A 22,033-nucleotide genomic window follows, 5' to 3' on the forward strand; every position below is an offset into this window, starting at 1 on the left:
CGCATCCCCTGGCCGGCACCGGCTACGCCGGGATGTTGGGTGCCTCCGCGCCGATGCTCGTGGAGTCGCCGTGCCCGGTGTTGACCACCGTCTCCGCGGGCAGCGTCAGCAGTCTGCGCCGGATCGAGTCCACGATGGTCGGGAAGTCCGAGTAGGACCGCCCCGTCGCCCCCGGGCCGCCTTGGAAAAGGGTGTCGCCGCTGAACAGCACGCCCAGCTCCGGCGCGTACAGGCACACCGCCCCCGGCGCGTGGCCCGGCGTGTGGATCACGGTCAGTTCGGTACCCCCGACCCGCACGGACTGCCCGTCAGCCAGCTCCCCGTCCGGGGCCCGGTCAGGGTGGGTCATGTCCCACAGCACCCGGTCCTCGGGATGCAGCAGGATCTGCGCGCCCGTCGCGTCGGCCACCGCCGGGGCGGCGTTCACGTGGTCGTTGTGCCCGTGCGTGCACAGCACCGCCACGACCCTGCGCCCGTCCACCGCCGCCACGATCGCCTCGGCGTCGTGCGGGGCGTCGACGACCACGACCTCCTCGTCGTCGCCCACCAGCCAGACGTTGTTGTCCACGTCCCAGGAACCGCCGTCCAGGGTGAAGACCCCGGACGTGGTCAGGTGTTCCACTCGCGCGTCACTCACAGTCGCACCACCGATCGCAGTACATCGCCCCGCTCCATGCGGGCGAAGGCCTCTTCGACGTCACCGATGCCGATTTCCTCGGTGACGAACCCGTCCAAGTCCAGCCTGCCCTGCGTGTACAAATCTATGAGCATCGGGAAGTCCCGCGAGGGCAGGCAGTCCCCGTACCAGCTCGACTTCAGGGCTCCGCCTCGGCCGAACACGTCCAGCAGCGGCAGCTCCAGCCGCATCTCCGGGGTGGGCACACCCACCAGCACGACGGTGCCCGCCAGGTCGCGGGCGTAGAACGCCTGCTCGTAGGTCTGGGGGAGACCGACCGCGTCGATCACCACGTCCGCGCCGAACCCGCCGGTGAGTTCGCGGATCGCCTCGACCGGGTCGGTCCGGCCCGCGTTGACGGTGTGTGTGGCGCCGAACCCGCGAGCCCACTCCAGCTTGCGGTCCTCCAGATCCACGGCGATGATCCGGTCGGCCCCGGCCAGCCGGGACCCCGCCACCGCGGCACTGCCCACACCGCCGCAGCCGATCACCGCCACCGAGTCGCCTCGGCCCACCCCTCCGGTGTTGATGGCGGCGCCGATCCCGGCCATGATCCCGCAGCCGAGCAGCCCCGCCGCGGCGGGGGAGGCGGCCGGGTCGACCTTGGTGCACTGGCCGGCGGCGACCAGCGTCTTCTCGGCGAAAGCGCCGATGCCCAGCGCGGGGGACAGTTCGGTGCCGTCCTCCAAGGTCATCGGCTGCTCGGCGTTGTGGGTGTCGAAGCAGTACTGGGGCCGTCCCCGCTTACAGGCGCGGCATTCACCGCACACCGCACGCCAGTTGAGGACGACGTAGTCGCCGGGGGCCACGTGGGTGACGCCCGAGCCGACGGACTCCACCACGCCTGCGGCCTCGTGGCCGAGCAGGAAGGGGTAGTCGTCGTTGATCCCGCCTTCCCGGTAGTGGAGGTCGGTGTGGCAGACACCGCACGCCTGGATTCTGACCACGGCCTCGCCCGGTCCCGGGTCGGGGACGACGATGGTGGTCAGTTCGACCGGTGCTCCCTTCGCGCGTGAGATCACACCCTGGACCTGTTGGGACATGAGGACTCTCCCTGCAACTCGTGGCCGGTGCGCGGCGCCGGAGGGCACCCCGCCAGTGGCATTCCTCCCCGCTCACCCCACGAGCGATACCGGTCACCGGCAACCTCTCCGGATCGGATCACCCGTCGAGGAACTCCCTGAGGGCGGCGGTCAGCTGGGCCGGGGCGTCCAGTTGGACGAGGTGGCCCGCACCCGCGACGGGATGCGCGCTCACGCCGGGGATCAGCGCGGCGAGTTCGCGGTCCCGCTCCGGCGGGATCCAGGTGTCCTCCTCGCCCCAGGCCAGGAGGACGGGCAGGTCGATCCCGGTGTACAGCCGTTGGACCTCGTCGGTGTGCGCCTGGTCGGCCTGCTTGATCTGCCGGTAGAAGGCGGGCTGTCCCTCCGGGCCGGTCCACGGCTCCACCAGGCGCTCCAGGGTCTCGGGCAACAGTCCCTTGGCGCTGGCCGAGCTCACGTACTCGGCCACCATCGCCCGGTGCAGGGCGGGCGGCAGCTGCTCGAATACCTCGGTGTGCTCGCCCACCAGCCGGAAGAACGGCGAGCCCCACGGGGCCAGGGCGACCGGTGAGACCAGTGCGAGGCGCGCGTAGGCGGCCCCGTGCAGAAGGTGCGCGCGCAGCGCCACCGCCCCGCCGAAGTCGTGGGCGACCACGCGGGGCCGGTCCAGCCCCCAGTGCGCGAGCAGCTCAGCGAACACCTTCCCCTGCGCGGCCAGGGAGACCCTCTGCCCCGAACGCTTTTCCGAGGTGCCGTATCCGGGCATGTCCCAGAAGTAGACCCGGTACCGGGAGGACAGCGCGGTGGCCACGTCCCGCCACACGAATGAGGAGAACGGCGTCCCGTGCAGTAGGACCACGGGTTCCCCGGAGCCGACGGAGCCCCAGCGCACCGCTCCCTGGCTGGACGCGAACACCTCGGTCGGTCCCTGCGCAGCCATAGTTTTCCTTCCGCAGCGGTTGTCGAGGCCGCCCCGATCGTAACCAGGGGCTGTGACAGTGCGGGGGAGGGACGCATCCGGGAGCGGAGGGACGGGCCTCCAAAGCAGGGAGATGAAGGCACAAGGCGGGGCGGTGCCGGACCCGGCACCGCCCCTGAACCGCTCTAGACGGATCGCTGAAACGAGTGACGCTGAACGGGGAAGCGTCCTCGCCGGATCAGCGGGTGAAGTCGTCCGGTCCCCGTGCGGGGCCGTGGTAGAACTCGCGCTGGGGCTCGTCCTCGGGAACGGGCGGGTAGGTGGGCCGGTCCGCGGCGGCGACCGACGGCGTGCCGATCTCCAGGCCTCGTGCCTGCATCACGCTGGAGACGCTGCTGCGCAGGTCCGGCAGCATCGCGTAGAGCACGTCGCCCGGGCATTCGGTGGCGTTGAAGTCCCGGTGGCCCAGGATGGCGTCCTGGGGGTCGAGACCGTAGGCGCCGCACAGCCAGGACAGGGTGTCCACCAGCGAGTCGATGAGCGACTGGGTGGGCTCCACGTCCGTGTAGGTGCCCTCGTTCTCGATGCCGACGCACGTGCTGTTGTTGTCGGCCACGTGGGTTCCCACGCAGTGGCTGCCCTCGCGCACGGCGGGGACGGCGCGGTCGCGGCCCTCCATGATGTGGCCGCCGCGGCTGATGGTGAACTGCTGGCCCGCGTCGATCCAGCCGTTGTCGTCCATGTGGAAGTTCTGGATGGATCTGGACAGTGCCAGGGCGTGGGCTTCGGAGTAGTCGGTGCTGTTGGCGGTGGCGGTGTGGTGCACCACGACGAAGCTGGGCGGGGTGTCCAGGACCTGGACGGGGCTCGACGGCGGCCGGGCGTTCCAGTCGTCGCGGAAGTACAGCGACGGTTCGGCCGCGGCTGCGCCGGTGTTGGCGTGTGCCGTGGAGATGCCGAACGTGCTGCCCACGAGTGCGGCGCCGGAGGCAACGGCCGCGCCCTGCAGGAGTGTTCGCCGGTTGGGTCCGTGTGGATGGGACATGGGGGGAGCCCTTCTCACTGAGGCGGTTACTTGCCAGTGCACAACAGAACATGGATCGCTCGCCGTGCGCAAAGGGTTACCGGTAAAAACCTTTGTCCGCTACCGGTCATCATGTAAACCCTTTACCCCCCTGTTCAGATTCGCCTCTCTGGGGTAGCGGGAAAGCCTTTTTTCCTCACGTTTCTCAGGGGTTTCACGTGTCTTCATCGGAAACGCGGAACGGGCCACGGAATGGTTCCGCGGCCCGTTGGGTATTGGATGCCCCTGAAGTTACTCCGGGTGTTTTTTCCTCGTGCGTTAGGAGACGGGTTCGGGCTCCTCCGCGGCCTTCGGCGTGCGCTCTTCGGGCGGGGTCAGGCGCCCGGTGCGGTGCAGCCACCAGTCAGCGGGCAGGGTGGCCAGGGGAGGGATCGACGCGGCCAGTGCGACCAGCGTCGGCCACACGCCCCAGCGCAGTTGGTAGGCGGCGCCCAGGGCCACCAGTACGTAAACGATGAACGCGCCGCCGTGCAGCGCGCCGAAGATCTGCACACCCACTTCACTGCCGTTGCCGAGGTATTTGAAGTACATGCCGACGAGGAGCCCGGCCCAGGTGAAGGCCTCGAAGGCGGCCACCACACGGAAAGCCAGGGCGGTCGTACGGGGGTTGATGCTCAACGCGGTTCCTCGGGCTGGTCGTCACGGTTCGGGGGAGGTCCCGGCTCTCCGCTCCGGGCCGCATCCAGGCTAGATGAACCTTCTCGGTGCCTGATTCCGGGTGGCACTGAATCCCCCCGATACCCGGCCGGGGTGTGTCTGAGGGTGACAACTGCCTCACCCGGGACAGGCTTCGGGGGTGCGTGCGCCGGGTGGCCAGGAAGCTTCCGGGGTGGGTGAGTTGGCGGCTTCGCTGCTCATGAATCCGTCGTGACCTGGAAAAACGTCATTGCTCTCGGTGGTCTGCGGCTGGCTGTGTGTGAGGTTTCCTCCCGGTTGGGTGAGTGTGCGCGTGACCCAGGTCACTTCGACCCTCCGGTTGACATCGGGCTGTGACCGGTCGGAGACTTGCCGAGAATTAGGTAAGGATTGCCTAATCAAGGCGAGCCTTGCCTTGGTAGGTCCAGCCAGCCACAGCACCACCAGCCACAGCACCACCAGCCACAGCACCACCAGGGGGAGACGTTGAGCGTGAACGGGATCGACGGTGCCGTCGCCGTGGTCACCGGAGCGGCGAGCGGGGTCGGCCGAGCGGTCGCCGCGGACCTCGCGGCCCAGGGGGCCCGGGTCGCCGCAGTCGACGTCGCCCCGGACGGACTCGCCGAGACCGTCCGCATGCTGGAAGCCGAAGGCCACAAGGCCCGCGCCCTCACCGCGGACGTCACCGAAGCAGCACGCGTCGAGGGCCTCTTCGACGAGGCCGAGGCGCTCCTCGGCCCGGTCACCACGGTCGTCAGCGCCGCCGGAACCCTCACCACCGGACCGGTCGCCGACTGCGCCGACCACGACTGGCACCGGATGATGGCGGTCAACGCCACCGGGGTCTTCAACGTCGGCCGCGCCGCCGCCCGCCGCATGGGCCCGCGCGGCCACGGCCACCTGGTCACCGTCGCCTCCAACGCGGCCGGGGTCCCCCGCTCCGGCATGGCCGCCTACGCCGCCTCCAAAGCCGCGGCCGTGGCGTTCACCAAGTCACTCGGCCTCGAACTGGCGCCCTTGGGTGTGCGCTGCAACGTCGTCTCACCCGGCTCCACCGACACCCCGATGCTCCGCGCCATGGCGCCCGACCCTGAAGCCCTAATCAACGGCGACCCCGAACACTTCAAGGTCGGCATCCCCGTGGGGCGGCTCGGCCAGGCCGAGGACGTGGCCGCGGCAGTGCGCTTCCTCGTCTCCGACGCGGCCCGCCACATCACCATGCACGAGCTCTACGTGGACGGCGGAGCGACATTGCGCTGACACCCCGCACCGTCGCCACCGCCCCAGACCTGCCGGCCACCCCGCCCACGTGCCACCGCCGGCCCGCAAGCCGCCCGGCCGACCCGGCGGCCACACCACGGCCGCCCACCCGCCTGCCTGACACAGAAAGGCCACACCCATGTCCCAGCGCACCGCCGCCCCCGCGGCCACGGCGGGCGAGCTCCTGAAGGCCTACCGGCCAGGGGACTCGTTCTTCTCCAGCGCGTCGAGAGCCCTCCACGGCGCCGGTGCCCTGACCACCCTGGACCGGGTCGACGCCCTGCCCGCCGTCCTCGCCGACGCGGGCAAGGACGCGGTCGCCATGGGAGCCGTCCCCTTCGACGCCGCCCAGCCCGCCCACCTGGTCGTACCCGAGACCGTGCGATGGTCGCCCTCACCGGCCCGCGCCGCCAAGGACGAACACCAGTGGAGCCCGCTCGCCGGACAGTGGACACTCACCCCCGTCCCCGAACCCGAGGCCCACATCGCCGCCGTCGAGCGCGCGGTCAAGCTCATGGCGGACGACGCCGAGCTGCGCAAGGTCGTCCTCGCCCGCTGCCTGCACGTGGAGAGCACCGAGGACGTCGACGTCGCGACCGTCCTGGCCAACCTGATCTGGCGCGACCCCACCGCGTTCGTTTTCGCCGTAGACCTGCCCGATCGCGACGCCGGGGTCCGCACCCTCATCGGGGCCAGCCCCGAACTCCTCGTGGCCAAGCGAGGCCGCCACGTCCTGTCCAACCCCCTGGCCGGGTCCGCGCCGCGCAGCGCCGACCCCACCAAGGACCAGCGCCGCGCCGTCGCCCTCCTCAACTCTGCCAAGGACCGCCACGAGCACGCGGTGGTCGTGGAGGCGGTCGCCGACGCCCTGCGCCCCCACTGCCGGAGCCTCTCGGTGCCCACCGAACCGGAGCTCATCAAGACCGCCACTATGTGGCACCTGTCCACCCGGGTGACCGGGGAAGTCACCGACCCCGACGTGCCCGCGCACCGGCTCGCCGCCGACCTGCACCCCACCCCCGCCGTCTGCGGCACGCCCACCGGCCGGGCCTTCGACACCATCGGCAGACTCGAACCCTTCGACCGCGGCTTCTACACCGGGGCGGTCGGCTACACCGACGCCGCGGGGGACGGCGAGTGGGTCGTCACCATCCGCTGCGCCGACGTGGCCGGGCGCGCCCTGGAGCTGTACGCGGGCGGCGGGGTCATGCCCGAGTCCGACCCGGAGGCCGAACTCGCCGAAACCTCGGCCAAGCTGCGCACCCTCCTGCTCGCACTCGGCGTGGACGGAGCCGCCTGACCATGACCCGCACCGCCCCGACCCCCAGCCCGAACCCCCGCGCCATCGCGGACACCGACTGGACCCCTTGGCCCAAGGACCTCGCCGACACCTACCGTGAAGCCGGGTACTGGATCGGCGAGACCTTCCCCGCCTTCCTGCGCGACCGGGCCGCCCGCTTCGCCACCCGCACCGCCGTCGTCGACGGCGACACCCGCTGGACCTACGCCGACCTGGACCGGCGAGCCGACTCCCTGGCCACCGGCCTGGCCCGGCTGGGTGTGGCCGAGGGTGACCGGGTCGTCCTGCACCTGCCCAACACCGCCGCGCTCTTCGAGGTGGTCTTCGCGCTGTTCCGGCTGGGCGCCCTGCCGGTGTACGCGCTGCCCGCCCACCGCCGCAGCGAGCTCCACCACCTGGCCGCCACCTCCGAGGCGGTGGCCCTGGTCACCTCCGACACCCACGCCGGGTTCGACTGCCGACCCATGGCCGCCGAGGTGCGCACGGAAGCCGCCAGCCTCGCGCACGTGATCGTGGCGGGCGACCCGGGGGAGCCGTCGGAAGGGTTCACCGCCCTGGACGAGCTGCGTGCCGAGCCCGACCCCGCGGTCCTGGCCGACCCCGACCCCGGCAGCGTCGCCTTCTTCCAGCTCTCCGGCGGCACCACCGGCCTGCCCAAGCTCATCCCGCGGACCCACGACGACTACCTGTACTCGGTCCGGGCCAGCGCGGACATCTGCGCCCTTGGAGTCGACACCGTCTACCTGGGCGTCCTGCCGGTCACGCACAACTTCCCGATGAGCTCGCCCGGGTTCCTCGGCGTCCTGCACGCGGGCGGCAGCGTCGTCCTGTCGCCCGACCCCAGCCCGGCCACCGCCCTGGCCCTGATCGAGCGCGAACGCGTCACCCTCACCTCGGTCGTGCCGCCCGTGGCCATGCTCTGGCTGGACGCCGTCGAGCACGGATCCCAGTCCGAACGCGACCTGTCCTCACTGCGCATGATCCAGGTCGGCGGCGCCACCTTCCCCGAGCAGGCGGCCCGCCGGATCACCCCGGTCCTGGGCTGCGCCCTGCAGCAGGTCTTCGGCATGGCCGAGGGCCTGGTCAACTACACGCGCGACGGCGACCCCGCCGAGGTGGTCACCGCCACCCAGGGCCGCCCGATCAGCGACCACGACGAGATCCTCATCGTCGACGAGCACGACCGCCCGGTCCCCGAAGGCGAGGCCGGACATCTGCTGACCCGCGGTCCCTACACGATCCGCGGCTACTACAAGGCGCCCGAGCACAACGCCGCCGCCTTCACCGCCGACGGCTTCTACCGCACCGGCGACATCGTGCGCCGCCACCCCTCCGGCAGCCTCGTCGTCTCCGGCCGCGCCAAAGACCAGATCAACCGGGGCGGGGAGAAGATCGGCGCCGAAGAGGTCGAGAACCACATCCTCGCCCACCCGGCCGTCCACGACGCCTCCGTCGTCGCCGTTCCCGACCCCTACCTGGGCGAACGCACCTGCGCCTACGTCATCACGCGCGGCGAGGCGCCCACCCGCGGTGAACTCCTCGCCTTCCTGCGCGGCCGCGGGCTCGCCGCCTACAAGATCCCCGACCGCGTCAGCTTCGTGGACTCCTTCCCGGCCACCGCGGTCGGCAAGACCTCCAAGCGCGACCAGCGCGACACACCCGACCCGTCCGGAGACCGCTGATGGCACTGCCCACCATCGACCCCTACCCGCTGCCCACCGCCGACGAGCTGCCCGAGAACCGGGCTCCCTGGACCGTGGACGCCGACCGCGCCGTGCTGCTCGTGCACGACATGCAGCGCTACTTCCTGCGCCCCTACGACCAGGAAAACCAGCCGGTGGCCGGGGCGACGGCCAACATCGCCGCCCTGCGCGCCGCCTGCCGGACCGCCGGCGTACCGGTCGTGTACACGGCCAAGCCCGGAGACATGAGCCCTGAACAGCGCGGACTGGAGCGCGACTTCTGGGGCGGCGGCATGAAGGCGGTCGCCGAACACACCGACATCACCGCCGGACTCGCCCCCGAGGGCGAGGACGTGCTGCTCACCAAGTGGCGCTACAGCGCCTTCGCCCAGACCGACCTGGCCGAGCGCATGGCCGCCAAGGGACGCGACCAGATCATCGTCACCGGCGTGTACGCCCACATCGGCTGCCAGCTCACCGCCGCCGACGCGTTCATGCGCGACATCCAACCGTTCCTGGTCGCCGACGCCGTGGCCGACTTCAGCGCCGACCACCACCGCTCCGCCCTGCTCTACGCCGCCGGGCGCTGCGCCGCCGTGATCCCCACCGAACAGGCCCTGGGCGCCCTGCGGGACGTTCCGGCCCCCACCGGGGCCTGACGTGCCCCAACCGAACGCCAACGCGCCCGCGACCCGGCCCCTGAACGACCACCACCGCGAAGGAACATCTGTGGCCCCCAACGACCACTCACCCGAGATCCACGACCTGGTCGGGGTGGGTTTCGGCCCCTCGAACCTCGGCCTGGCCATCGCCCTGGCCGAACGCCGCGAACAGGGCACGACCCCACCGCTGTCCGCGGTCTTCCTGGAGAAGCAGGCCGCCTTCGGCTGGCACCGGGGGATGCTCATCGACGACGCCACCATGCAGGTGTCGTTCCTCAAGGACCTGGTCACCACCCGCAACCCGGCCAGCGACTTCAGCTTCCTGTCGTTCCTGCACCACGTGGGACGGCTGCACGACTTCATCAACCACAAGACCCTGTTCCCGCTGCGCCAGGAGTTCCACGACTACCTCACCTGGTGCGCCGAGCGGGTCAGCGACCAGGTCCGCTACGGCCACGAAGTCGTCGAGGTCCGCCCCGTCCGCACGGGTGAGCGCGTCACACACTTGGACGTGGTCTCCGAGAGCGCCAAGGGGGAGCGCACCGTGCTGCGCGCCCGCAACGTCGTGTTCGGCCCCGGCCTGCGGCCCCGCATGCCCGAGGGCCTGGAGCAGTCCGCCCGCGTGTGGCACAACGAGTACCTGCTCACCCGCCTGGACGAACTCTCTCCCAAGGCCGACCCGCGCTCCTTCGTGGTCGTGGGCGCCGGGCAGAGCGCCGCCGAGGTCGCCGACCACCTCCACCAGCGCTTCCCCAAGGCCCAGATCCACGCGGTCCTGTCCCGTTACGGCTACAGCCCCTCCGACGACAGCCCCTTCGCCAACCGCATCTTCGACCCCGAGGCCGTGGACGCCTTCCACTCCGCGCCCGAGGACGTCAAGCAGCAGATCATGGGCTACCACCGCAACACCAACTACTCGGTGGTCGACCCGGACCTGATCGGTGAGCTGTACCGCCGCCACTACGCGGAGAAGGTCCACGGCAACCAGCGGTTGCACCTGCACAACACCTCCCGGGTGGCCGGGCTGACCGAGAGCCCCGAGGGTGTGGCCGTGGTCGTGGAGGACCTGGTCACCGGCAAGCAGACCCCCGTCCCCGCCCACTACGTCGTCTGCGCCACCGGGTACCACCCGGCCGACGCGCGCCCCCTGCTGGGGGACCTCGCCGACCAGCTGGTCACCACCCCCGAGGGGCGCCCGGCGGTGGAGCGCGACTACCGGGTCGTCACCGAGGACTCCCTCACCTGCGGCCTGTACCTCCAGGGCGGCACCGAGCACACGCACGGGGTGTCGGCGTCGCTGCTGTCCAATATCGCGACCCGGGTCGCGGAGATCATCGACTCCGTCGCGACCCGCACCCCCAACAGCGCCCCAGCCGATGACCCGGTCGGCGCCCCGCCCGCCGACACCACCGGCACCCCGACCGGTGACCTGACCACCGCGCAGCCGTAGCCGATCGACGAACGAAGAGGAAGCCAGCGCACACCATGGCCGATCCGGTGACCACACGAACAGCTCTGACCGGCGCGCAGACCGGGGTCTGGTACGCCCAACAGGTCCTGCGGGACAGCCCCGCCTACAACGTCGGCCAGTACGTCGACCTGCCCGGGTGTATCGACCCCGAGCTGTTCGAGACCGCGCTGCGCCAGGTCGTCCGGGAGACCGAGACCCTGCGCGTCCGCGTCGTCGGAGGCGGCGGGGACGGGACCCCAGGGGAGGACGTTGGGGGCGGGGGCTCCGAGGCTCCCGTCCAGGAGGTCCTGCGGGACGTCCCCTGGAGCCTGGAGACCGTCGACACGCGCGGCGCCGCCGACCCCTTCGAAGCGGCGCACGCGTGGATGGGCGAGCGCATGGCCACCCCGGTGTGGGGCACTGACGGCCCCCTCTTCACGTTCGCCCTGCTGCGCGTGGCGGACCGGCGCTGGCTGTGGTTCCAGCGCTACCACCACATCATCGTGGACGCCTACGCGATCAACACCGTCAACCGCCGCGCCGCCGAGATCTACACCCACAGGGCGGGGGAGGGCACCCCCGCTCCCCGCTCCCGCACCCTCACCGAGGTCGTGGCCGAAGAGGAGGCCTACGCGGCCTCGGAACGGAGCGCGAAGGACCGGGCCTACTGGGCCGACGCGCTGGCTGGACGCCCCGAGCCCGCGGTGCTCGGCACCGTCCCCGCCGCCTCACCCAACGGCAGCCGCCGCGAACACGGCACACTCGACGCGGAGGGCTTCACCGCGGTCAAGGCTCTGGCCGAGGCGGCCGGGGGCAACTGGGCCGAGGCGCTGGTCGCCGCCTACGCCGCCTACATCCACCGCGCCACAGGCACGGGCGACGTCGTCATCGGCATGCCCGCCATGGGCCGGCTCGGCTCGGTCTCGCTCAGCGTGCCGTCCATGGTGGTGAACATCCTCCCGCTCCGGATGCGCGTGGCGCCCTCGAGCACCCCCGTCGAACTCGTCCGCCAAGCCTCCGCACGGCTGCGCGAACTCCGCACCCACCAGGGCTACCGCGCCGAGGACATCCGCCGCGACCTCGGGCTGGTCGGCCGGGAGACCGGCCTGTACGGCCCGGTCATCAATATCAAGGCCTTCGACGACGACCTGCGCTTCGGCGACGTGCACGCCACCGCCCGCACCCTCTCCGAGGGGCCGATCGACGACCTCTCCCTCTCCGTCCACCCGGACCGCACCACCGGCGGGCTTCGGTTCGAGTACAACGCCAACGCCGACGGCCACACCGCCGACGCGCTGCGCGGGAGGGCGGCCGAGTTCACCCGGTTCCTGGACGGCTTCCACCGCCTCGACACCGAAGGCACGGAGCCCGTCGGCGTCATCGACACCGCATCCGCCGACGAGCTCAGCGCACCGGCCGCCGAGGACGCGGCGACCCGCCGGGAGCTCCCGGCCGCACCCGTCCACGAGCAGGTCGCCGAGGCCGCTCTCCGCTGGCCCGACGAGATCGCGGTCCGGGCGGGCGGGGACGAGATCACCTACGCCGAACTCCAGGACCGGGCCGACCGCCTCGCCGCGCACCTGCGCGCGCACGGCGCAGGGCCCGAACACGTGGTCGCCGTCGCGCTGCCCCGCGGCGTGGACCTGGCCGTGGCCCTGCTCGCCGTGCCCCGGACCGGAGCGGCTTTCCTGCCCCTGGACCCCGACTTCCCGGCGGACCGCGTCGCCTACATGCTCGACGACGCCGACGTCCTCCTGCTGCTCACCAACACCGAACTCACCCGGCGGCTGCCCGAGGGCGCGCCCCGCCTGCTGGTGGACGACCCCCATGGCCCCGAGCACTCGGCCACGGCCCCGGTACGACCTGCTCCCGGGAACGGGCTCGGCTACATCCTCTACACCTCCGGTTCCACCGGCCGCCCCAAGGGCGTGGCCGTACCGGAGCAGGGCCTGCGCAACTTCCTCGCCGCCATGGGTGAGCGCTTCCCCCTCGGACCGGGCGACCGGTGGGCCGCCGTCACCACGATCGGTTTCGACATCTCCCTGCTGGAGGTCTACCTCCCGCTGATGACGGGGGCCACCCTCGTCCTCGCCGACCGCGACACCACGCGCGACCCCCGTGCTCTGGCCGCACTCGTGGAGAGCACCGGAGCCACGGTCATGCAGGCCACCCCCACCCTGTGGCGCTCCCTCACCGAGGAGCACCCCGACGCCGTGCGCGGCCTGCGCGTCCTCGTCGGCGGCGAGGCCCTGCCCGCCGAACTGGCCGAAGACCTCGCCGTCCGCGCCACTGAGGTGACCAACCTCTACGGCCCCACCGAGACCACCATCTGGTCCACCGCCGCGACCGTGCACCCCGACGAGACCGTCACCATCGGCCGCCCGATCGCCAACACGGGCCTGCGGGTACTCGACGCCGCGCTGCGCCCGGTGCCGACCGGACGCGCCGGCGACCTGTACATCTCCGGCGCGGGCCTCGCCCGAGGCTACGTGGGCCGCACCGGCCTGACCGCGGAGCGGTTCGTCGCCGACCCCTTCGGCCCGCCCGGAAGCCGGATGTACCGCACCGGCGACCTGGTGCGCCGCCGCCCCGACGGGGCCCTGGACTACCTCGGCCGCACCGACCACCAGGTCAAGATCCGCGGCTTCCGCATCGAGCTCGGCGAGATCGAGAGCGCCCTCGGCGAGAGCCCTGAGGTCGGGCAGTGCGTGGTGGTCGCGCGCGAGGACAGCACCGGCGGCACCGCGCTCGTGGGCTACGCCGTGCCCGCACCGGGCCGCACCCTCGACACCGAGTCCGTCCGCGCCGCCCTGGCCGACCGGCTGCCGCACTACATGGTCCCGGCCGCGCTGGTCGCTCTGGAGTCCTTCCCCCTCACCGAGAACCGCAAGATCGACCGCAAGGCCCTTCCCGCACCGACCCTGTCCTCCGCCACCGGCAGCACGCAGCCCAGGAACGCCGACGAGGCGGTGCTGTGCGTCCTCTTCGCCGAAGTGCTCGGGGCCGAACACGTGGGTGTCGACGACGACTTCTTCTCCCTCGGCGGCCACTCACTGCTCGCCGGGCGCCTGGCCAACCGGGTCCGCGAGCGGTTCACCGGCGACATCGGCCTGCGCGACGTCTTCGAAGCACCCACCGTGGCGGCTTTGGCCGCACGGCTGCGCTCCGATAGCGCGGCCGGCCCCGAGCTGGGACCGCCCGCGCGCACCCGCCCCGAACGTCCTCCGCTGTCAGCCGCCCAACGCAGGCTCTGGTTCCTCGAACGGCTCAACGGGCCGAGCCCGGTCTACAACGTCCCCGTCGCCCTCCGGCTGCACGGCGCGATCGACGCCGACGCGCTCTCCCTCGCCCTGCGCGACACCGTGACCAGGCACGAGACCCTGCGCACCGTCTATACCGACGAAGGCGACGAGGCCTTCCAGAACATCCTCCCGGCCGACGCCCTGCCCGACCTCCTGGAGGTGGCCGAGGCCTCCGAAGCCGAACTCACCGCGGGCATGCGGCGGCGGCTGCACCGCCCTTTCGACATCTCCCGGGACGTCCCGCTCCGCGCCACCCTCTTCCGGACCGGCGAGCACACGGGCGTACCGGAACACGTCCTGCTCCTGGTCATCCACCACATCGCCACCGACGAGTGGTCCGAAGGCCCGCTCCTGCGCGACCTGGACACCGCCTACCGCCACCGGCAGCGCGGTGAGGAGCCCCGCTGGCCCGAGCGGTCCGCCGACTACGTCGACCACACGCTCTGGCAGTGGGAACGCCTCGGCTCCATCGCGGCCGCCGACAGCACCGCCGCAAGGATCGCGGGGGAGTGGCGCACCGCCCTGGCGGGGGCACCGGAGGAGACCGACCTGCCCGCGGACCGGCCACGCCCGGCGCTGGCCAGCGGCCGCGGCGCGGTGGCACCCTTCCGGATCTCCGCCCAGGCCACCTCCCGGCTCTGCGCCCTGGCCCGTGCGCACGGGGCCACCGAGTTCATGGTGCTGCACGCGGCCCTCGCCTACCTGCTGCACCGCCACGGCGCGGGCGACGACGTCACCGTCGGCACCCCCATCGCCAACCGGGACGCCGCCGCCACCCACGACCTCGTCGGCCTGTTCCTCAACCTGGTGCCGCTGCGCCTGGACGTGTCCGGCGACGTGACCTTCGAGGAGCTGCTGCGGCGCGCGCACGCGGTGGACACCGCCGCCTACGCCCGCGCCGACCTGCCCTTCGACCAGATCGTCGAGGCGGTCGCGCCCCCGCGCGGGGCCGGTCGGCACCCGCTGTTCCAGGTCATGCTCAGCTACCAGCGCGAACCGGGCGGTTCCCAGGACCTCTTCGGTGCCCGGGTGGAACCGCAGCGGGCCGAGACCGACATCGCCAAGGTGGACCTGGAGTTCACCGTGGTGGAGCTGCCCGGCGCCGAGGAGCTCGTCGGCGAGCTGCGCTACGCCACCGACCTCTACGACGAGCGCACCGCACGGCTCCTCGCCGAGCGCTTCGGGATCCTGCTGGACTCCGTGCTCGCCGACCCCGGCCGCCCCCTGGCCGGGATCGACCCCCGCACCGGGGCGGAGACGGCCCTGGCCTCGGGAGTGAACGCGACGGCGGTGCCGGTGGCCGCTGGGCTGTTGGGTGATGCGTCTGAGGGGGTCGGGCAGTGGTCGGACCGGGTGGCGCTGGTGGATGCCGATTCGGGCGAGGTGTGGGACTACGCGGGTTTCCGTGACCGGGTGAACCGTTTGGCGCGGGTGCTGGTGGCGCGCGGTGTGGGTCCGGGTGACGTGGTTGCGGTGGGTATGCCGCGCTCGGCCGATCTGGTGGTGGCGCTGCACGCGGTGGTGGTGGCCGGTGGTGCCTATCTGCCGTTGGACCTGGACTATCCGGCCGAGCGGTTGCGGTTCGTGTTGGCGGATGCCCGGCCCCGGGTGGTGCTGACCAACGGTGCGGGCGCCGACCTCGTCCCCGAAGGGGAGGGCGGGCGCCTCCTCCTGGACAGCCCGGACGTGCGGCTGTCGAGCTTCTCGGGCGACGCGTTCTCCGACCGCGACCGCCGCTCCCCGCTGAGCCCCGATGACTTGGCGTATGTGATCTACACGTCGGGTTCGACGGGGCGGCCCAAGGGCGTGGGGGTCTCCCATGCGGCGATCGTGAACCGGTTGGAGTGGATGCAGGGCCAGTTCCCGTTGAGCGGGGACGACCGGGTGCTGCAGAAAACCCCGTCGGCCTTCGACGTGTCGGTGTGGGAGTTCTTCTGGCCCTTCCGCGCGGGTGCCGGCCTGGTGGTCGCCGCACCGGGGGGCCACCGCGACCCGGCCTACCTGTCCCGGGCCATCCAGGAACACGCCGTGACCACCTGCCACTTCGTCCCCTCGATGCTGCGGATCTTCCTGGAGGAGCCCACGGCCACCGAGTGCGACGGGCTGCGCCGGGTGTTCGCCTCGGGTGAGGCGCTGCCCTCGGAGGCGGCCGAGAGCTTCTTCGAACTGCTGCCCGCCGTGGACCTGTACAACCTCTACGGGCCCACCGAGGCGGCCGTGGACGTGACCTGGTTCGACGCCTTCGAGGACGTGGGCCGCACGTCCGTGCCGATCGGCCGTCCGGTGTGGAATACCCGGGTGTACGTGCTGGACGCGCTGTTGCGGCCGGTGCCTGAGGGTGTGTCCGGTGACCTGTACCTGGCCGGTGACCAGTTGGCCCGCGGTTACCAGGGCCGGTTCGGCCTGACCGCGGAGCGCTTTGTCGCCGACCCCTTCGCCGCGGGTGAGCGCATGTACCGGACGGGGGATGTGGCCCGTTTCCGCGGAGGAGCCTTGGAGTTCGTCGGCCGGTCCGATTTCCAGGTGAAGCTGCGCGGCCAGCGCATCGAGCTGGGCGAGATCGAGTCGGCCTTGGCTGCTGTTTCCGGGGTCACCGGTGCCGTGGTCACCGTGGCCGCGAATCCCTCCGGTGAGCAGGTGCTGGTCGGCTACGTGAGCGGTGCGGGCACCGAGGGGCCCTTCGAATGGATCCGGGAACAGGCCTCGGGGTCCCTGCCGGAGTACATGGTGCCCTCCGTCCTGGTGGGCGTGGCCGAGTGGCCGCTCTCGCCCAACGGCAAGCTGGACCGCGCGGCCCTGCCGGCCCCGGAGTTCGGTGCTGAGGCGGGCCGGGGGCGCCGGCCGGGGACCCCGGTCGAACGTGCCCTCTGCCTGGTGTACGCCGAAGTCCTGCACCTGCCCGAAGCCGGTACCGACGACGACTTCTTCCGCCTGGGCGGCGACAGCATCTCCTCCATCCAGGTGGTCAACCGGCTCCACAGCCAGGGGTGGGCGCTCAACGTCGCGGACGTCTTCAGCGCCCGCACCCCCGCCGGACTGGCCCGGCTCGCCACCCCGGTCGACCCCGGATCCGGCGGCGCGGACGTCTTCGGGGCCGACTCCCCGCCCTCGGGCGAGCTGCCCCTGACGCCGATCGCCCACTGGATGCACGGCCGCGGCGACCGCATCGACGCCGTCACCCAGCGCCAGGTCGTGGCCACACCGCCCGGTCTGACCTTGGAGGTCCTCACCGCCGCGCTGTCCGACGTCCTGGACCGCCACGACGCCCTGCGCCTGTGCCTGAACCGCGCGGGGGACCGGCCCAACCTGGAGATCCGGCCCGAGGGGTCCGTCAACGCCCGGGACTGCGTCCGGCGGGTGCCCGTGCCCGTCCGCCCCGGGGGCACCCTCAACCGCGCGGTCGCCGAAGCGGCCGAGGCCGCCGCGAGCGAACTCGACGTGGACGCGGGCGCGCTGCTGCGCGCGGTCTGGTTCGACTGCGGCGACCGGGACCAGGGACGGCTCCTGCTGGTCATCCACCACCTGGCCGTCGACGGGGTCTCCTGGCGGGTGCTCCTGCCCGACCTGGAAACTGCCGTGGCCGCCCGCACGCAGGGCAGCGCCCCGACGCTGTCCGCGCCGGGTACCCCGCTGCGCGCCTGGGCGTTCGCGCTCGAGGACGCGGCGCACACCCCGCGCTGGACGGAACAGCTGCCCTACTGGCGCTCGGTCCTCGGCAAGGGTGGAACCACGGACGAGGACACTGCGGGCTTCCCGGGTATCGACCCCGAGCAGGACACCGTCGAGACCGCCCACACCGTCACCGGGCTGCTCGACGCCGCGACCACCGAAGCGGTGCTCAACCGGGTCACCGAGGCCTACAGCGCACGCCCCGACGACGTCCTGCTCAGCGCGCTCGCCCTGGCAGTGGACAGCTGGCGGGCCGAATCCGGGCACCCACAGGGCGCACTCCTGGTGGACGCGGAGGGACACGGCCGAGAGGACCTGGTCCCCGGCGCCGACCTGTCGCGCACCGTCGGCTGGTTCACCAGCCTCTACCCGCTCCGCCTGGATGTCTCCGGCGTCGACGTGCGGGAGGCGCTGGCCTCCGGTCCCGCCGCCGGCCAGGCGCTCAAGCGGGTCAAGGAGACCCTGCGCGCCGTCCCCGAAGGGGGAGTGGGCTTCGGCGTCCTCCGCTACCTCAACGACGACACCGCCCGGGAACTCGGCGCGGGGCCGACACCCGGCCTCCTCTTCAACTACCTGGGCCGGATGCCCGCCTCCTCGGGCAAGGACTGGGAACTCACCGAGGAGACCTGGGACGTGCCCCTGGACTTCGACCCCAAGCTCGCCCTCACCCACGGGCTGGCGCTCAACGCCATCGCCGAGGACGGACCCGAGGGCACGCGCCTGCGCGCCCGGTGGACCTTCGCCCGGCGCCTGTGGAGCGAGGAACGCGTCCAAGCCCTCCTCGACGGCTGGTTCGACGCCCTGAAGGCGCTCGCCGCCCACACGGACTCGACCGAGGCGGGCAGCCACACACCCTCCGACTTCGGCATGGTCTCCCTGGGGCAGGGCCAGGTCGACCAGTTGGAAGCCCTGCTGAGGCGGCGCCGGTGAGCACAGACAGCGACCCGCGCACACGCACGACCCGATCGGACAGGACAGACATGCCTTCGCCAGAGCCCGCCCTGGAGGACGTCCTCCCCCTCACCCCGCTGCAGGAAGGGCTGCTCTTCCACGCCAGCAGTGACCGGGAGGACGTCTACACGGTGCGGACCACCGTCGCCCTGACGGGTCCGCTGGACACCGACCGGCTGCGGGCCGCCTTCGCCACCCTGCTCGCCAGGTACCCCAATCTCCGGGTCGGCTTCTGGTACGAGGACATGGAGCGCCCCGTCCAGTTCGTCACCAGGGACACCACCGTCCCGCTCCGGGTGGTCGACCTGGGCTCCGCGCCCGTGGAGCAGGCCAGGGAGGAGGTCGCGCGGATCGAGGCGGCCGAGGTCCGCGAGCCGTTCGACCTCACCATTGCCCCGCTGCTGCGCTGCGTACTGGTCCGGCACGCAGCGGACGAGCACACGCTCATCCTCACCAACCACCACATCATCCTCGACGGCTGGTCGATGCCGATCCTCGTCCGCGAGCTGATGGAGGCCTACGCGGCCGGCCCGGACGGCGGCCCGCGTGCCCCGGCCCCCGCCTTCCGGGACCACCTGGCCTGGCTGGCCTCCCGCGACACCGGCGCCGCCGAACGCGCATGGACCGCGGCGCTAGCCGACGCCCCCGAGAGCACCGACGTCCTCGGCCCCGCGCGGGGTGCGAAGACGGCGGGCAACGCGGAGACCCCTGGTGGAGACGGAGATGCCGCTCGCTCGCTCCGGGTGGACCTCTCCCTCACCGAGGACGAGGCGGCCGCCCTCACCGAGGCGCCCGCCCGCACCGGGGTGACCGTCAACTCCCTCATCCAGGCCGCCTGGGCGCTCGTGGCCTCCCGGCGCACCGGCAGCGACGACGTGGTATTCGGCGCGACCGTCTCGGGCCGCTCCACCGGGCTCCCGGGAGCGGAGTCGATGGTGGGACTGCTCATCAACACCGTCCCGGTCCGCGCCCGGCTGGCGCCGGGGGAGAGCGGTGCGGACCTGGCCCGGTGGATCCAGGACGAGCAGGGCTCCCTCATCGAACACCAGCACCTGGGACTGGGGCGGATCCAGCGCGCCGCAGGCGCGGCTTTCGACTCGCTGCTGGTGGTGGAGAACTACCCGCTCGACCCCGAACTGGGACGCCGCTCCTTCGCCGGGGTCGGTGTGCGGGACGTGGACGTCCACGACGCCACCCACTACCCCCTCACCCTGGTCGCCCTGCCCGGCGGGGAGCCGAGGTTCGTGCTCGGCTACCGCACGGACTCCTGCGACGAGGCCGGGGCGAAGGCCCTGCTGGCCGAGTTCCGGCGCACGCTCGTCGCGCTCGTGCGCCGACCCGGACTCCGGACCGCCGAGCTCGCCCCCGCCGCCGAGCCGGAGACGGTGGCGCTCTCGGCGGTCAACGCGACGGCGGTGCCGGTGGCCGCTGGGCTGTTGGGTGATGCGTCTGAGGGGGTCGGGCAGTGGTCGGACCGGGTGGCGCTGGTGGATGCCGATTCGGGCGAGGTGTGGGACTACGCGGGTTTCCGTGACCGGGTGAACCGTTTGGCGCGGGTGCTGGTGGCGCGCGGTGTGGGTCCGGGTGACGTGGTTGCGGTGGGTATGCCGCGCTCGGCCGATCTGGTGGTGGCGCTGCACGCGGTGGTGGTGGCCGGTGGTGCCTATCTGCCGTTGGACCTGGACTATCCGGCCGAGCGGTTGCGGTTCGTGTTGGCGGATGCCCGGCCCCGGGTGGTGCTGACCAACGGTGCGGGCGCCGACCTCGTCCCCGAAGGGGAGGGCGGGCGCCTCCTCCTGGACAGCCCGGACGTGCGGCTGTCGAGCTTCTCGGGCGACGCGTTCTCCGACCGCGACCGCCGCTCCCCGCTGAGCCCCGATGACTTGGCGTATGTGATCTACACGTCGGGTTCGACGGGGCGGCCCAAGGGCGTGGGGGTCTCCCATGCGGCGATCGTGAACCGGTTGGAGTGGATGCAGGGCCAGTTCCCGTTGAGCGGGGACGACCGGGTGCTGCAGAAAACCCCGTCGGCCTTCGACGTGTCGGTGTGGGAGTTCTTCTGGCCCTTCCGCGCGGGTGCCGGCCTGGTGGTCGCCGCACCGGGGGGCCACCGCGACCCGGCCTACCTGTCCCGGGCCATCCAGGAACACGCCGTGACCACCTGCCACTTCGTCCCCTCGATGCTGCGGATCTTCCTGGAGGAGCCCACGGCCACCGAGTGCGACGGGCTGCGCCGGGTGTTCGCCTCGGGTGAGGCGCTGCCCTCGGAGGCGGCCGAGAGCTTCTTCGAACTGCTGCCCGCCGTGGACCTGTACAACCTCTACGGGCCCACCGAGGCGGCCGTGGACGTGACCTGGTTCGACGCCTTCGAGGACGTGGGCCGCACGTCCGTGCCGATCGGCCGTCCGGTGTGGAATACCCGGGTGTACGTGCTGGACGCGCTGTTGCGGCCGGTGCCCGAGGGTGTGTCCGGTGACCTGTACCTGGCCGGTGACCAGTTGGCCCGCGGTTACCAGGGCCGGTTCGGCCTGACCGCGGAGCGCTTTGTCGCCGACCCCTTCGCCGCGGGTGAGCGCATGTACCGGACGGGGGATGTGGCCCGTTTCCGCGGAGGAGCCTTGGAGTTCGTCGGCCGGTCCGATTTCCAGGTGAAGCTGCGCGGCCAGCGCATCGAGCTGGGCGAGATCGAGTCGGCCTTGGCTGCTGTTTCCGGGGTCACCGGTGCCGTGGTCACCGTGGCCGTGAATCCCTCCGGTGAGCAGGTGCTGGTCGGCTACGTGAGCGGCGAGGCCGCACCGGAGCGGGTACGCGAACACGCCGCCACCGTCCTGCCCGAGTACATGGTGCCCACCACCGTGGTGCCCGTGACCGAGTGGCCGCTGTCGCTGAACGGCAAGCTGGACCGCGCGGCGCTGCCGGCCCCCGACTTCGGGGCCGGAGCGGGCCAGGGCGAACGCCCTCGGAACGCACGCGAACAGGTGGTCTGCACCGCCTTCGCCACCGTGCTCGGCCTCCCGGAGGTCCACACCGGGGACCACTTCTTCCGGCTCGGCGGCGACAGCATCAGCGCCCTGCGCCTGGTCGCCGAGATCTCGGGCGGCGGGTTCGACGTCAGCGTCTACGACGTCTTCTCCCACCCCACCCCCGCGGCCCTGGCCGGACTGGCCCGCGAGCAGACCGGGGAACCAGGACGGGCCGGGCAGACGGAGCAGACAGAGCAGCCCTCTGCGGCCGCCCCGGCCCCCGAACCCGCCGCACCCCAACCCCTGGTCTCCCTCGGCGCCGACCAGATGGCCCGCCTCGAAGGCCTCGGACTCGACCCCGAATAGGGATCGACCAACGACCTCCAGCCCGACCCCCGCGAAACCCAGACCACGACCCCGCCACACGACAGTCAGG

The 22,033-nt window shown here is 72.1% G+C and carries 12 protein-coding genes; 7 read left to right on the forward strand and 5 right to left on the reverse strand.

The features are described from left to right. Positions 1 to 22: 22 nt before the first annotated feature. The 5 genes from ACYVDG_RS12050 to ACYVDG_RS12070 form a co-directional block, all read right to left on the reverse strand. Complete coding sequence (locus ACYVDG_RS12050; protein WP_460749752.1) at positions 23 to 637, reverse strand: MBL fold metallo-hydrolase; 615 nt, start codon at positions 635 to 637, stop codon at positions 23 to 25. Continuing rightward, positions 634 to 1,719 (reverse strand): S-(hydroxymethyl)mycothiol dehydrogenase, encoded by a 1,086-nt coding sequence (locus tag ACYVDG_RS12055; protein WP_460749756.1) that lies wholly within the window; start codon positions 1,717 to 1,719, stop codon positions 634 to 636. The genes ACYVDG_RS12050 and ACYVDG_RS12055 overlap by 4 nt, the downstream gene beginning before the upstream one ends. A 118-nt stretch (positions 1,720 to 1,837) precedes the next feature. After that, on the reverse strand, positions 1,838 to 2,659 hold the full coding sequence (locus ACYVDG_RS12060; protein ID WP_460749761.1) for an alpha/beta fold hydrolase: 822 nt from the start codon (positions 2,657 to 2,659) through the stop codon (positions 1,838 to 1,840). Positions 2,660 to 2,876: 217 nt separating this feature from the next. Next, positions 2,877 to 3,683 (reverse strand): peptidoglycan recognition protein family protein, encoded by an 807-nt coding sequence (locus ACYVDG_RS12065; protein ID WP_460749765.1) that lies wholly within the window; start codon positions 3,681 to 3,683, stop codon positions 2,877 to 2,879. 297 nt (positions 3,684 to 3,980) lie between these two features. Continuing rightward, positions 3,981 to 4,340 carry a DUF3817 domain-containing protein gene (locus tag ACYVDG_RS12070; RefSeq protein ID WP_460749768.1) on the reverse strand — a complete coding sequence of 120 codons (360 nt, stop codon included), beginning with the start codon at positions 4,338 to 4,340 and terminating at the stop codon, positions 3,981 to 3,983. Positions 4,341 to 4,850: 510 nt separating this feature from the next. On the opposite strand from ACYVDG_RS12070, the gene ACYVDG_RS12075 reads away from it, so the two are divergent. The 7 genes from ACYVDG_RS12075 (at position 4,851) to ACYVDG_RS12105 (ending at position 21,963) form a co-directional block, all read left to right on the forward strand. Continuing rightward, positions 4,851 to 5,618, forward strand: a complete 768-nt coding sequence (locus ACYVDG_RS12075; protein ID WP_460749770.1) for an SDR family oxidoreductase — start codon at positions 4,851 to 4,853, stop codon at positions 5,616 to 5,618. 139 nt (positions 5,619 to 5,757) lie between these two features. Then, complete coding sequence (locus ACYVDG_RS12080; RefSeq protein WP_460749773.1) at positions 5,758 to 6,918, forward strand: isochorismate synthase; 1,161 nt, start codon at positions 5,758 to 5,760, stop codon at positions 6,916 to 6,918. A gap of 2 nt (positions 6,919 to 6,920) precedes the next feature. Continuing rightward, positions 6,921 to 8,600: a (2,3-dihydroxybenzoyl)adenylate synthase gene (locus tag ACYVDG_RS12085; protein WP_460749777.1), complete on the forward strand. Its 1,680-nt coding sequence runs from the start codon at positions 6,921 to 6,923 to the stop codon at positions 8,598 to 8,600. After that, on the forward strand, positions 8,600 to 9,259 hold the full coding sequence (locus ACYVDG_RS12090; RefSeq protein ID WP_460749782.1) for an isochorismatase family protein: 660 nt from the start codon (positions 8,600 to 8,602) through the stop codon (positions 9,257 to 9,259). The genes ACYVDG_RS12085 and ACYVDG_RS12090 overlap by 1 nt, the downstream gene beginning before the upstream one ends. A gap of 70 nt (positions 9,260 to 9,329) precedes the next feature. Then, complete coding sequence (locus ACYVDG_RS12095) at positions 9,330 to 10,712, forward strand: lysine N(6)-hydroxylase/L-ornithine N(5)-oxygenase family protein (protein WP_460749785.1); 1,383 nt, start codon at positions 9,330 to 9,332, stop codon at positions 10,710 to 10,712. Between the two features lie 47 nt (positions 10,713 to 10,759). Then, on the forward strand, positions 10,760 to 18,613 hold the full coding sequence (locus ACYVDG_RS12100) for an amino acid adenylation domain-containing protein (protein WP_460749790.1): 7,854 nt from the start codon (positions 10,760 to 10,762) through the stop codon (positions 18,611 to 18,613). Positions 18,614 to 18,663: 50 nt separating this feature from the next. After that, positions 18,664 to 21,963, forward strand: coding sequence for an amino acid adenylation domain-containing protein (locus ACYVDG_RS12105; protein ID WP_460749793.1), 3,300 nt, complete (start codon positions 18,664 to 18,666; stop codon positions 21,961 to 21,963). Positions 21,964 to 22,033 lie beyond the last annotated feature (70 nt).

This window comes from Nocardiopsis oceani, assembly GCF_054777395.1.

Bases quoted from the DNA above. Each gene is read 5' to 3' on its own strand.
- ACYVDG_RS12060 (WP_460749761.1), bottom strand. From the start codon at position 2,659: ATGGCTGCGCAGGGACCGACCGAGGTGTTCGCGTCCAGCCAGGGAGCG.
- ACYVDG_RS12085 (WP_460749777.1), top strand. From the start codon at position 6,921: ATGACCCGCACCGCCCCGACCCCCAGCCCGAACCCCCGCGCCATCGCG.
- ACYVDG_RS12080 (WP_460749773.1), top strand. From the start codon at position 5,758: ATGTCCCAGCGCACCGCCGCCCCCGCGGCCACGGCGGGCGAGCTCCTG.
- ACYVDG_RS12065 (WP_460749765.1), bottom strand. From the start codon at position 3,683: ATGTCCCATCCACACGGACCCAACCGGCGAACACTCCTGCAGGGCGCG.
- ACYVDG_RS12090 (WP_460749782.1), top strand. From the start codon at position 8,600: ATGGCACTGCCCACCATCGACCCCTACCCGCTGCCCACCGCCGACGAG.
- ACYVDG_RS12105 (WP_460749793.1), top strand. From the start codon at position 18,664: ATGCCTTCGCCAGAGCCCGCCCTGGAGGACGTCCTCCCCCTCACCCCG.
- ACYVDG_RS12055 (WP_460749756.1), bottom strand. From the start codon at position 1,719: ATGTCCCAACAGGTCCAGGGTGTGATCTCACGCGCGAAGGGAGCACCG.